General features: G+C 52.2%; 13 protein-coding genes, 1 pseudogene and 1 riboswitch. Of the genes and pseudogenes, 4 read left to right on the top strand and 10 right to left on the bottom strand.

What is annotated here, in order from left to right; translation table 11 throughout:
- Positions 1 to 134: 134 nt before the first annotated feature.
- Genes nrdF through nrdI form a run of 3 tightly spaced genes read right to left on the bottom strand, consistent with a single transcriptional unit; the run spans position 135 to position 3552 of the window.
- On the bottom strand, positions 135 to 1103 hold the full coding sequence (nrdF, locus tag LOK74_RS22660; RefSeq protein ID WP_230044263.1) for a class 1b ribonucleoside-diphosphate reductase subunit beta: 969 nt from the start codon (positions 1101 to 1103) through the stop codon (positions 135 to 137).
- Positions 1104 to 1121: 18 nt separating this feature from the next.
- Positions 1122 to 3206, bottom strand: coding sequence for a class 1b ribonucleoside-diphosphate reductase subunit alpha (gene nrdE / locus LOK74_RS22655; RefSeq protein WP_230044262.1), 2085 nt, complete (start codon positions 3204 to 3206; stop codon positions 1122 to 1124).
- Positions 3193 to 3552, bottom strand: a complete 360-nt coding sequence (nrdI, locus tag LOK74_RS22650; RefSeq protein WP_230044261.1) for a class Ib ribonucleoside-diphosphate reductase assembly flavoprotein NrdI — start codon at positions 3550 to 3552, stop codon at positions 3193 to 3195. Before nrdI ends, nrdE begins: the two co-directional genes overlap by 14 nt.
- A 140-nt stretch (positions 3553 to 3692) precedes the next feature.
- A riboswitch (cobalamin riboswitch) is annotated at positions 3693 to 3880 on the bottom strand.
- Between the two features lie 149 nt (positions 3881 to 4029).
- Here nrdI and LOK74_RS22645 point away from each other — a divergent pair.
- Together LOK74_RS22645 and LOK74_RS22640 are read left to right on the top strand one after the other, a co-directional pair.
- Complete coding sequence (locus LOK74_RS22645) at positions 4030 to 4605, top strand: bifunctional transcriptional activator/DNA repair enzyme AdaA (protein WP_230044260.1); 576 nt, start codon at positions 4030 to 4032, stop codon at positions 4603 to 4605.
- Positions 4605 to 5054 (top strand): annotated as a pseudogene (locus tag LOK74_RS22640) (methylated-DNA--[protein]-cysteine S-methyltransferase); the annotation flags it as partial. The gene LOK74_RS22645 and the pseudogene LOK74_RS22640, both read left to right, overlap by 1 nt.
- A gap of 135 nt (positions 5055 to 5189) precedes the next feature.
- Here LOK74_RS22640 and LOK74_RS22635 read toward each other — a convergent pair.
- The 3 genes from LOK74_RS22635 to LOK74_RS22625 form a co-directional block, all read right to left on the bottom strand.
- Complete coding sequence (locus tag LOK74_RS22635) at positions 5190 to 5744, bottom strand: hypothetical protein (RefSeq protein ID WP_230044259.1); 555 nt, start codon at positions 5742 to 5744, stop codon at positions 5190 to 5192.
- Positions 5745 to 5905: 161 nt separating this feature from the next.
- Positions 5906 to 7006: a threonine synthase gene (locus LOK74_RS22630; protein ID WP_230044258.1), complete on the bottom strand. Its 1101-nt coding sequence runs from the start codon at positions 7004 to 7006 to the stop codon at positions 5906 to 5908.
- The gene (locus LOK74_RS22625) at positions 6973 to 8325 is read right to left on the bottom strand and encodes a dipeptidase (RefSeq protein ID WP_230044257.1); all 1353 of its coding nucleotides are present in this window, start codon (positions 8323 to 8325) and stop codon (positions 6973 to 6975) included. The genes LOK74_RS22630 and LOK74_RS22625 overlap by 34 nt, the downstream gene beginning before the upstream one ends.
- A gap of 108 nt (positions 8326 to 8433) precedes the next feature.
- Here LOK74_RS22625 and LOK74_RS22620 point away from each other — a divergent pair, with 108 nt between their 5' ends.
- On the top strand, positions 8434 to 9228 hold the full coding sequence (locus tag LOK74_RS22620) for a LysR family transcriptional regulator (protein WP_230044256.1): 795 nt from the start codon (positions 8434 to 8436) through the stop codon (positions 9226 to 9228).
- A gap of 41 nt (positions 9229 to 9269) precedes the next feature.
- The gene (gene def, locus LOK74_RS22615; protein WP_230044255.1) at positions 9270 to 9791 is read left to right on the top strand and encodes a peptide deformylase; all 522 of its coding nucleotides are present in this window, start codon (positions 9270 to 9272) and stop codon (positions 9789 to 9791) included.
- A 37-nt stretch (positions 9792 to 9828) separates the two neighbouring features.
- Here the strand turns inward: def and LOK74_RS22610 are convergent, their stop codons facing one another.
- The 4 genes from LOK74_RS22610 to LOK74_RS22595 form a co-directional block, all read right to left on the bottom strand.
- Positions 9829 to 10125, bottom strand: a complete 297-nt coding sequence (locus tag LOK74_RS22610; protein ID WP_230044254.1) for a hypothetical protein — start codon at positions 10123 to 10125, stop codon at positions 9829 to 9831.
- Positions 10122 to 10742 (bottom strand): hypothetical protein, encoded by a 621-nt coding sequence (locus LOK74_RS22605; protein WP_230044253.1) that lies wholly within the window; start codon positions 10740 to 10742, stop codon positions 10122 to 10124. Before LOK74_RS22605 ends, LOK74_RS22610 begins: the two co-directional genes overlap by 4 nt.
- 95 nt (positions 10743 to 10837) lie before the next feature.
- Positions 10838 to 11791: a helix-turn-helix transcriptional regulator gene (locus LOK74_RS22600; RefSeq protein ID WP_230044252.1), complete on the bottom strand. Its 954-nt coding sequence runs from the start codon at positions 11789 to 11791 to the stop codon at positions 10838 to 10840.
- 156 nt (positions 11792 to 11947) lie between these two features.
- Positions 11948 to 12574 carry a LysE family translocator gene (locus LOK74_RS22595; protein ID WP_230044251.1) on the bottom strand — a complete coding sequence of 209 codons (627 nt, stop codon included), beginning with the start codon at positions 12572 to 12574 and terminating at the stop codon, positions 11948 to 11950.
- Between the last annotated feature and the right edge of the window lie 44 nt (positions 12575 to 12618).

Here is a 12618-nt window from a genome sequence, read left to right as displayed (position 1 = left end):
AATCGACGTGTTTGCCAACCCACTCAACGGAGTGAACCTTTTCTCTGAGTGCTGGTTAGCTATCAACAATGTGGACGGAGTGGGGAAAGGGGCTTCTCCCCTTCCCCCTCACCTATGTCTCCACATTATTTCTCCTACCGATCAAACAAAAAATCTTCATCTCGCAGCATTTCGACACGGGTCGCCCGATGATAGGAGTTGCCTTTGAGACTAAAGAAATCGTGGTTTTTCGTATCTGTCTTCAACCCGTTCTCTACGATCGGGTTGATTTTTTGATGCTCAAAATGCGGCTCCAGCCCAAGGTTCATCAGGGCTTTATTGGCATTGTAGCGGATAAACTTGACCACCTCATCCTGCAAGCCAACAAGCTCGTAGATTTCCGCCGTATACTGCTTTTCTATCGTGTATAGCCGCTCCAGCAAATCGTACAGCTCGGCAAGGACCTCTCGCTGCGCTTGCTCCGCTAATCCAGCGAAAACCTCCTGGGCCAGCAAGCCGACAAACACGCCGTGAATGCTTTCGTCCCGCAAGATCAGATTGATGATCTCCCCGCTGGCCGTCATTTTTCCTTGACCGCTCAAATACAGCGGGTAGAAGAAGCCGCTGTAAAACAGAAATGATTCCAAGAGCACACTTGCCGCCATCGCCATGTAGATCTCTTTGCCGCTCGCATCAGGCTTGAACAGCTTCCGGTAACAGCCTGTAATCAGATCCGCTTTTGCAGTTAATAGAGGGTGCTGGTCGACCCAGGAAAAGAGCTCGTCAATTTCTGCGGCGGTGCAAAGCGTAGTAAAGATATGGCTGTACGACTTAGCGTGGATTTCCTCCATCGCACTCATGAAAGCCAGCACCGATTTTGCCTGCAAGTTGTCGACATGAAGCAGGATCAAGGGCATCCCCTCTCCTCCTTGCTTCGTGTCCAGCAGGGTTAGTCCACCCAACACCTTTTTGAATACATCCCGCTCGGCATCCGACAATTCGATCCATGTGTTTTTGTCAGATGAGACCGGGAACTCTTCCTCTGTCCAGAACTGCTGAATGCTTTGATTCCAGAACATTCGGGAGTACTCATCTTCCGGTTTGTTCCAGTTGACAGCCCGCATGTCTTGCACCCCTCCCTTCTACACCGCGCACGCGATGCACTCCTCTATTCCCCTTTTGTTCGTTCGCGTATAGTACAGACTTTTTAGCCCCTGTCGATTGGCATAAATATAGTATCTGGCCAACTCTCTCGTAGAAATGTCGCTGTTGACGTACAAGATGGTGGAAATCCCTTGATCGATGTGCTGCTGGATCACCGCAATCAGATCAATCAGCTTGAACATGTCCATGTTGTAGGCTGATTTGTAGAGCAGGACATTCTCCTTCGCCAAGAATGGAGCCGGATAGTACGTGGTGGCATTTCCGTACGTTCTGGTTTCAATCTGCTCCACGATCGGCATGACCGAAGAAGTGGCATTCTGGATATAGGAGATGGAAGCGGTTGGCGCGCACGCCAATCGATAGGCATGGTAGAGGCCGTAGGTTTGAATCTCCTCTTTCAGCCGCTGCCAATCCGCTCGTGCAGGAATCGAGATCCCCTCGAATAAAGCGCCCACCTTCTTCGTTCGCGGAGCATACTCCTGTGCAAGGTATTTCGCAAAGTACACTCCTGTCGCATAATCGGATCGTTCAAAACCGGCAAACATCGTCTGCCGCTCTTTGGCGATCAGCATCGACTTTTCCAGACTGTAGAAGTTGACCATCATAAAAAAGGTGTTGGCAAAATCTTTCGCCTCTTCACTTTCAAACGGGATGCCGTTCTTGGCCAGATAGCCGTGCAGATTCATCGCTCCAAGTCCGACCGAGTGCAGCTCAGCGTTGGCTTTCTGCACCCCCGGCGCATTGCTAACACTGGTCATGTCCGATACGGCCGTGAGCATCTCCATGCCGGTGTGGACCGATTCGCGGATCAGCCCCGTTTCCATCACATTGGCAATGTTTAACGAGCCCAGGTTGCAGCTAATATCCCGGCGGATGATGTCCTCTACGCCGTAGTCGTTGATCGTGGACGTCTCCTGTAATTGAAAAATCTCCGTACACAGATTGGACATTTTGATCCGGCCCACCCCTTTTAAGGGGTGCTGTCGATTGGCATTGGAGAGAAAGATCAGGTAGGGATAGCCGCTCTCCAATTGAATCATCGCGATCTTCACCAGCATTTCGCGGGCGCTCATCAGCCGCTTCTTTTTTACATCTGGATGCTGGAGCAATTCGTGATACATCTGATCCAGGTCCATATCGTCAAAGTGCCGTCCGTATGCCTGATAGACGGAATAGGGAGCAAACACATACAGGTCTTCATCTCTCTCAGCCAGTTCAAAAAAGATGGCGGGACAGATCAGGCCGATCGAGAGCGACTGCAAGCGCGACTTTTCGTCCGCATTAATCTTCTTGCTGTCCAACAGTTCATTGGCATCCCAGTGAAAGATATTGATATAGACCGCTCCTGCTCCTTTGCGCTGACCCAGTTGATTCACATAGGAAAACGAATCTTCCAGAATCTTGGCCACCGGCATCACGCCGCTTGATGCATTGGCGATCCCTTTGATCTCTTCTCCTCTCGCCCTTAACTTGCTGAGGTTCAACGCAATCCCGCCGCCCAGCTTGGACAACTGCATGGCGGTTGACAGATTGTAGGTGATGCTGTTGAGCGAATCGTCCAGCTCCAGCAGATAGCACGACACCATTTCGCCACGTCTCGCCTTGCCGGCGTTTAAAAACGTCGGTGTCGCCGGCTGGTAGCGCTGCTCGATCATCGCTGCGGTATAGTTGGCTGCTTTTTTGACTTCTCCCTGTGCCAGATAGAGCGCGACGATGATGATCCGGTCCACATACGTCTCCAGATACTGCTTCTTATCGTTGCTCGTGACCGCATAGTCGCGATAGAATTTGGAGATGGCCATGTAAGAGGAAAACGTAAACTCATAATCATTGACCATGCGGTAGATTTCTTCGATCTGATCTACGCTATACTGGCTCAACACGTCATAGTAGTAATGGTTGTCCACCATATAGGCGATTCTTTCTGCCACGCTGTCGAAGCTGACCTGTGATGAGCTGATTTCCGCTTCGTATACGCGAACCGCCTCTCTGTCTTTGTCCAAATCAAAAAATCCATCTTCCCGGCGGTACACGATCTCATGATTTAACTCAATATGCCGCAAGTTGGTTCACCCTCTCTTGAAAGGTACGCACATCGTGCGCGGTGCCGCTCAATTCAAATTTGCACAGGATAGGAACGCGATACAGCTGTGAAATCACATCGGCGCTCCTGGCGTAGTTCTGTCCCCAGTTTTTATTTCCAGAAGCGGCCACACCCTGGAGATGCCGGTGGTTGCGCCTCAAAAACTGCAAAACATTCATCGGCACTTCGCCATATCCGGTCGTATAGGTAACCAGCACAAATGGTTTTTCCAGTGTGAGAGCCTCGTCTATCTGCGCTGATTTCATCGTAAGTTTCTGGACAAAGCGTCTTACATTTCCCGTCTTGGAATCGTAGACAATGTACAAGGCAGCTACCTCCTGTCATGTAGGCACAAAAATGTAGGCGCAAAATGAAAAGGGTATTTTTACCAAATAGGAAAAGGCAAAAATACCCCAGCGTGCGAAACTGACGTTTGTAACACCTCCCTATCTCCCGTAGGTACATCACAGTGTTGTCAGAATAGGCAGGTCTCCTGGCTCCAGTCTCATCATCATAACAGCCTTCCCGGACGTCTCCAGTGGCGTATTTGTTATGACTCCTCTGTCACAGTGGCGGGACCGCGTCGGAGTTACACCGAACTTCCCTATTAAACCCTGAAGCACGCTTCAAGGTACCTATTCCCACAATATGTAGTTTTAATATAACCAGATTAGATCAATATATAGTGTTGCGTCAAGCTCTTTCTCAGTCTGTGCTTCATTTTCCGATTGTTGCTCTCATATTTTCTACCGGTTACGTCCTGGCTTCACAGGGGCTATACTGGAGGCAGGAGGAGATGCTGCATGAATGATTGGATGTGGAGGGCGATTGCAAGCTGCGATCCTGCTTACGACGGGCAGTTTTATTATGGTTTGGTTACCACCGGCGTGTTTTGCCGACCATCTTGCCGATCGCGGACCCCAAAGCGGGATCACGTCAGGATCTTTTACCACCCGGACGAAGCGCGACAATCGGGGCTCCGTCCGTGCAAACGCTGCCGACCGGAAGAGTTGGACTGGCGCTCTCCTGAAGAAGAGTTGGCCAAAAAGCTGGTCGGTTTGATCACAGACTGTTATCACGAAACGCTTACGCTGGCAGATATGTCACAGCGGCTGTTCGTCAGTCCGTTTTACCTGCAGCGTTGTTTTACGCGCGTAATGAAGATGTCACCGGGACAATATCTGCGCAAGACCAGGATCGAGGCTGCCAAGCAACTGTTGACAACAACGGATACAACGATAACGGAGATTGCCCAGCAAGTTGGCTTCCACAGCAGCGCCCACTTCTCCTCGGTATTTCACCGGGAGACCAGCTGCACCCCGACGGAATACCGACTCCGCTATCGCGAGCCAGAAACGGAAAGGATGGTTCGGTCATAATGATTGCTGCATTTTACCAATCGCCTATTGGGTGGATCGAGATAAACGGCACCACAGAGGCCATCACGGTTGTTCGTTTTGTAGAGCAGGTCCCTGTGGAGAGAGAAAAGACTTGCCTACCTCCGGTGATAGAACAATGCATTTCTGAGCTTAATGAGTATTTTTCCGGAAACAGATTGTCATTTACCGTTCCCCTCTCTGCACAGGGAACCGCGTTTCAACAACAGGTCTGGGAGCAGCTTTGCTCGATTCCCTTTGGAGAGACGGTGAGTTACCGGGAACTTGCCCGTTTGCTTGACCGTGCACAAGCTGTACGGGCGGCAGGTCATGCCAATGGAAGAAACCAACTGGGCATTCTCGTTCCCTGCCACCGGGTGATTGGCAGCAACGGCAGTCTCACTGGTTATGCGTGGGGGATCTGGCGGAAGGAGTGGCTGTTGGCCCATGAGCGGGCTGTGTTGCAGGGAGCCGACATCACGAGCCTGTCTGCCTCTTCACATGGTGTCAAACCAGCCACCGCCGAGCTGCCTGTACTGGGGAACGGGTAATCATACGAGTTTGTTCAAAAAAATCATCTACTGCGCCTACCTTAACAACTTGGATTTTCCACATCTTTCAAGAAGCCCTTGAATACTTTTACTCCTGAGCAACGCAGGATTAACCTTTTCGATGTGACGAATGAACTCATCTGTTTTGTCTAAAACTTCATCGATAAACTCCTGTTTCGTGATCGTTTCCTGCCAGTAGCATATTGATATACAATTCAGAGGTTCCGTTACAATGAAAGAACTGATGTTATCCTCTTCTACTTGTACATGATATACGGTAAGGTCTTCACCTTCTGCAATAAATTCAAACCATGCAAAATGAGCATCGATCGTATTTAAGGCAATGTATTTGTGATGTTGCATAGAAATGACAACCTCGTTTAATAGTCCGAACGAGGCTATGATTTCTTCCTCAAAGAACTCTAGGATTGGGGTTGGAGCATCTGGGTCATACAAACCATAGGTTTTTCCGTTGACATTTATCTCAAATTGTCCGTAGAGAACATTCCCGTATTCACCTTCAAAATCAGCTAAAGTGATTTGACTCAATTCATGGTCTGGGATGTTGGGTTGGTACCTTATGGTAAACATCGCCTCACTCCTTTTATGTTTGTGGGGGACGATTATATTCATCCCCTTACACTTCAATGGTTTAATAACCAAAGTCGGACAAGGTGTATTTATGTGGTCCCCAACCTGTCAAAAAGTGTCAAAAAGAAAAAAAAGAGCCCTTGAAAAATCAAGAGCCCAGACTATAAAATCCATTCTCCTCGAGAGGTGCCTACCAGAACAACCGTATCCTCCTCTGTCAAGCTCACGATCGAGGCCAACCTGTCTAAAGCAGCGATCACGGACGCTGCCGAACGCTCCAGCGGTATCCCCCATGACCTTGCCTCCTCCTGAGCATGGATCGCCTGTTGATCCGACACCGCAATTGCTGTCCCACCGGATCTGTCCACAGCAGCTGCCGCTTGATACGTCACCGTGCCACCGGCAATCGAATGCAAGGATGTATTCCCGGTAAACTGAGCAGTGTACGGCTCCCCGGCAAACACGCGAGTGAGTCGAGGAAATGGTTCGACTGCGATCAGCTTGGGCATCTTCTCGATTTGCCCAATCGCCAGCAGCTCGCAGAATCCTTCATAGATTCCCCAGAGCAAATCACCTCTAGCTGTAGGAACCAGCACATAATCGGGAGCAGAAGCAGCCAGTTCGTAGGCAACGGTCTTGTACCCCTGCACGCCAAATGGATTGCTGCCGACAGGAGGAACCGCGAAGTTCGTCGCTGGGTAGTAACCTTCCTCATAGACCAGTTGCTTCATCTTTTCCCAGCGCGATGCGGAATCCTCGGTTTTGACCAATACAGCTCCCCACTTCGTCAGCGCATGACGCACCTGCGACGATATGTCTCCGGCCATAATCACAGTGCACGACAGGCCCACCTGATGGGCATAGTAGGCCAAGGATACGCCGGCATTGCCGCTGGACGCGATCACCAGCCTGTGCTTCTGTTCGCTGAGGGCATGGGCGATGACCAGCGGACTCATCCGGTCCTTATGAGAGCCGGTCGGATTGTTCCCCTCCTGCTTCAGCCATACTTTGCCGATGCCATACCGCTCGGCCAACTCCGGCAGTTGGACGAGCGGTGTATCGCTTGCTCCACCGTCTGGGTAATCGCTAAACGGGAGGCGATCACGGGCATGCCTGGAGATCTGCCGGTAGCGAACAGTCAAGCTGGCTGGCGCCCCCTCCTGCCGACAGGATAGACACCCCTCCGGATACAGCTGCAAGCTGTACTGATTGCCGCATCGTATACATCTCATCCCTTGTGCCAGTTCGTTCCAGACAACCACTGTTTCCCCTCCCTTCCGATTCTCAGGTAGTAGTTGACCAAGGTTTCTACCCCTTTTGCAAACTGCGCCAACGGCATCTGTTCGTTTGGTCCGTGTACGCCGGAATCGGGCAGACCGAATCCAAGCATGACGACCGGTACGTCATAGATCCTGCTCAGCCACTCCACTACTGGAATTGTGCCTCCCGCACGTATCGGGTATGCTTTGCGCTGATATACCTCTTCCAACGATGCGAGTGCCGCAGTCACCAGCGGATGGTCAGCAGCGAGCAGATACGGATAGGCATGGCCGCTAAAAGATGACTGGATGCGGACACCAGCAGGTTGATGAACCTCCAGATGCCGTTCGATTTTTTGCTGGATGTCGTACGGATCTTGGCCTGGTGCCAGGCGGCAGGAGAGAAACGTCCTCGCTTTATGGGGAATGATCGTATTTGCGGAACCGCCCTCCATGCCGTTTACCTCTAGTGTAGGACGCAGCCATACCTTTTCGAGATGACTGTAGTCTGCTTCTCCGCCAAAAGACGGTACCCCGATCCTCTCTGCGATAGCCGCCTCGTCAAAGGGAATCTCCTGGATCAACCGTCGATCTTCTGCTGACATGCGGACATGATCGTAAAACCCGTCAATCCGGATCCTCCCCTGCTTGTCTTTCATCCCCGTGATCAGCTCGGCTGCGACCTGCAGCGGATTGACCACAGCACCACCGTAGAAGCTGCCGGAGTGCAGGTCCTGAGCCGGCCCCACCACTTCCAGCTCGATGTGCAGCAAGCCGCGCAGCGCATGACAAACGGACGGCAGCCCGCTGCCCAGCATCGCTGTGTCGGAGATGACTACGGCATCACAGGCGAGTAGTGCCTGATGACGCTCCAAAAAACCAGGCAGGCTGGGACTGCCGATCTCTTCTTCTCCCTCGATCAACACTTTTACGTTAAACGGCAACGATCCCCTCTGTTCCAGCAGGGTGCGAACCGCTTCCAACTGAATAAACAACTGCCCTTTATTGTCAACAGCTCCCCTGCCGTACAAGCGCTCGTTGCGAATCGTCGGCGTAAACGGCGGGCTCTCCCACGCGCCAGGATCGCCGGGCGGCTGCACATCGTAATGGCCGTAGAGCAGAATGACCGGCTGACCCGGCTGATGCAGCCATTCTCCGTACACGACCGGATACCCTTTCGTCTCCAGACACTGCACCCGCTCCAGCCCGATCTCCTGCAGCAGGGCGTGCAACAGATCCGCACATCGCCTCATCTCGTCCCGGTACTCCTCCGACGAACTGATACTTGGTACAGACAGAATGTCCAAATATTCCGCTCTCATCCCTTTTCCCTCCCTACTTCACATCTCCAGTATAAATGGAGTACAATAAATTGAAAAACTCAATAAATCTATTACAGTTATCGAAAAAACAAATGACAAGGAGGCAGCATGAATCCGGAATCGATCCGTACCTTTTTGCTGGTAGCGGAAACACAAAGCTTCACCAAAACGGCAGATGTAATGCGTGTCACCCAATCTACCGTGACTTCTCGCATTCAAACGCTGGAAAAAGAACTAGGGATTACATTGTTTGCCCGCACCAAGCGTTCCGTTGAACTGACAGAAGCCGGGCGCAGCATCTATCCCCTGTTGGCGGAGAGTGAGCGGTTATGGGACAAGAGCAGGGAAATCGCCGCCGCAGCCAACCGACACACTCGTTATACGTTTGGCGCCACCCATTCGGTCTGGCCGATGGTAGTGGACTGCCTCCAGCCCTTGCTGACAGCAGAATCGACAAGCGTAGAATGCAAGACGGGTCATTCCATTGATGTTCTGGACTGGGTGAAAAAAGGGTTGGTTGACCTGGGGTTTGTCTACGTGGAACCAGAAGAGCAGGGAATCGAATATGTCATATTGGATCGTAAAAAGTTGGTCTTGGTGCAGCATGTCTCCCTGCCGGACGATGCCCCTTTTCTCTACAACAGCTGGGGATACGAGTTCGACAGCTGGTTCGAGCAGGCAGCAGAGACTTTTGATAAAAAAGTGGTTGTCGATCAGTACGCTCTGCTGATCGAGTTGGTACATCGCGGATTGGGCAAAACCTATCTTCCCGAAGACCTTGCCCGTCCCTACCTCACACAAGGGATATGGCGCAAACTGGCCCATTCAGATGAGCCGCCGCCACTTGCCATCTATCAGATCTGGTCTGCTGCCGCCGGTGACCCATTGGGTCGATTTGCTTGAGGAAGCGTTACTGCAAATAAAGAAGGAAAGGTGAATCCACAATGGCTGAACGCTCAATTCGAAAGATTGGAGATCCTGTTTTGCGGGCCGTGTGCAAGCCCGTCCCCAAGATAACGCCCAATGTGCTAAAACTGCTTGACGACATGGGCGAAACGCTATATGCCACACCCAACCGTGCAGGACTAGCTGCCCCGCAAGTTGGCATCGCCAAACGGATCGTGGTGATGGACTGTGGTGAGGGATTGATTGAATTGATCAACCCGGAGATTGTAAAAACGGCAGGTGAACAGACGGGGCCCGAGGCCTGCCTGTCGATTCCAGGCGTGTACGGCTACGTGAAGCGTGCCCGCTATGTAAAGGTAAAGACGTTAACCCGCTCGGGTGACGAAGTCTTTTACGAGGGTGAGGACGACCTGGCCGTCTGCATGCAGCATGAGATCGATCATCTGAACGGTGTTTTGTATATCGACCATGTGCAGCAGGGCCAACTGTTTCATGAACAGAGCAATAAGCCGCTCAACGTTTTGGAGATGATCAACCTCTCCAGACGGAATACGATGTAAACCCGTTGTTATTCCAAGAGCAGAGGGTCTTCCAGCATTACGTTGACGGTTCGGGGCGGGACCAGGTGGAGTCAGCATCAAGCAGCGTTCCTCTGTCATAGCGATACAGACGTCCGCCACCCGACTCCCCCGGCGACAGTTCCCCTATCTCGATTAGCCAACCGTCGGAATCCTGACGCAGCACGGCATAATCGCCATCCCCCGCTGCGGCCAGGCTGACGCACTCCAGTTGTCCAGCATGCCAGCGATAGAGAAACACGTTCTCCCGGTGAAGATGAGCCCCCGAAAATACAGCGACCAAATCTTCGCTGCCTTCGCGGTCCAGATCAATCATGGCAGGAGCACCGCCGGCTGACCATCTGCTGCACCAAATGGGACACTCTTCACCTTCTGCCAATCGTCGGGCGGACGAGCCGTCTGAAGTTCCATCACGGGCACTTTGGCAAACGGAGCAGATATCACTGGAGGATCACCTACATATCCCTTCAGTGCCGATTGCCACTGGTTCCTATCATCCGGCTCCGGCAACAGCGGCTGCAGATTGCTTACCTTCCACTGACCCTGTTCTTTGTTAAAAGCCACATACACCTCGTATCTCTGCTCCCCGCCATTCTCCACAACGCTCAATACAGCCCTCCCATTGACCCATCCATCATCCTGCCAGACACGAAGGTCCTGGTAAGCCTTCACATACGTCCCCTGCTCCTTGAGACGTTTTACCCGGTCAACCCAGATTTTCCTCGCCTCTTCCTCGGAAATCGTCACCTCTTCATCGTAAGCACGGTTATAGTAATAGACATAATCAAACGCTCGTTCAAACTGCCCGCTTGTCAGATGATCCAAAAAACGGATCGCCTGGTATCGGGCGGACATCGTGTCGGCTGCGAACAGCCAACCTAAAGCGATACCTGCTAATACGACGGCAGCAATCAGCCATTTGCCAACCCGCATCGATTATCCCCCCATCTCTGATCACTCCTACTCGTGTTGACGATCTTAGAGACGGAATCGCTGCTTTTTTTTATGGCGGGAGAGCTCCACCTGACTCAACCCGATTCATACAGCCTCATGATCGCCCGTGCCTGCTCTGCGATTTGCAGGCGAAGTTCCTGTGGCTCCAGTACCTCCACCCGCGAGCCAAAACGAAGCAGCATCTCGCAGGCCCAATCCATCGTTTCAAAATCTACGGTCGCGATCACCCGGTCGTCGTCCGTTGTTTTTGTTCCCCCCAGCTGCGAATAACGTTCACGGCAGATTCGCCGCAGTGTGCCAGCGTTTGTGTTCAAGAGGACATGATACTGAGGGAGGTTGGCTTTAAAGTCCGACACCGATTGCTCCCAGTAGGCAGCCAGATCAAACGATTCTGGGCGAATCACCGGTTCTTCCAACAGACGAGCTTGCTGGACGCGAGAGACACGATACGAGCGATAACCGCCATCCCGCTCCGCGACCAAATACCACGTACTTCCTTTGGCCACCAATCCGAGTGGGGCGACTGTACGCTCCAGCACCTGATCCCCTTTTTGATACTGCATCCACAGCATCCGTTCTTCCCATACGGCTTCCTGAATCGTCGGGAGATGCGGGAAAGACTCTGGCGATTGGTACCATCCCGCCCCATCGATATGAATCCGTTGGCGTGCGTACTCCGCATCCCTGCGAAACCAAGGAGGGAGGGACGCCAACAGCTTCAGAGAAGCAGTCTCAAACGATTTGCTCATGCCCAAATCGTCCAGGATACGGGTTGAGTCGGCCAACAGCAGGGAGAGAAGCTCTTCCTTTTTCAGCCCGGTCAGATTGGTCCGATAGCCTTCGGACAACTGCCAGCCTCCTTGGGAGCCGCGCCTGGCGAAAACGGGTACACCGGCCGCACTGAGCCCGTCCATGTCACGCAGGATGGTTCGTTGCGATACCTCCAAGGCCTCAGCCAATTGACGCGTTGTCATGCTGCCATGTGCTTGCAGCAGCAATAAAATAGAAAGCAGTCGGTCTCCACGCACGTGTTGTTCCCCCTCTTCGATCAACGGGTTCTTCACCTGCACATATTGTAACAGATGAATACGACAATGATTGTCATATATCTTTTGCGAGGATGAGGATGCCTGATCCGGATAAAAGAAACACCCCTGACCGTAACCATCAGGGGTGCCTGAGCATCATCGCCTATCAAAAGCCAGTTTTAATCCAAACAGAAGCAGCGCCACCCCGGTAATCCCTTCGAGGGCCCGCTGGGTGGAGGGCCGCTGAAGCCAGCCGCGGATCAAATCGATCAGATAGATGTAGACAAACAGCCAGATGATCGCTAGGACGGCATAGGTAACCCCTAACAGCGTAAATTGGAGCAGGGTATTGCCTCCTGGCTGCACAAACTGCGGCAGGAAGGTGAGGAAAAACAGGGCCACTTTGGGATTGAGCACATTGGTCAAAAGCCCTTGGTTGAAACAGGAGGAGCCGTGATAGGTTCGCTCCTGCTGTTCTGCACCTGTCGACGACGTCTGTTTCTTCCTGGCAAACCAGAGAGAAGAGATCCCCAGATAGATCAAATAGGCGGCACCAATATACTTCACCACCTCATAGAGAAACGCTGACTGGGCCAGTATCGCTGACAATCCGAAAGCCGCAAAAAGCGTATGCACGATCACGCCGGTCGTTATTCCCAGCGCGGTAGCGGCTCCTCCCTTTTTTCCATAGGCGATCGTACTCCTGGTCACCAACGCCGTATCGACACCTGGTGTCAAAATCAGCACGATCGACATGACCACGTACAACCAAAGATGCTCCATCCCTCATCCCTCCTGAATAATATCACGCCATGTTTGACGACGTT

Origin of the sequence: Brevibacillus humidisoli (assembly GCF_020923435.1) — a bacterium.
GTDB lineage: Bacteria > Bacillota > Bacilli > Brevibacillales > Brevibacillaceae > Brevibacillus_E > Brevibacillus_E humidisoli.
The sequence above is the reverse complement of the archived record's forward strand: the minus strand, read 5'-3'. Positions and strand labels throughout refer to the sequence as shown.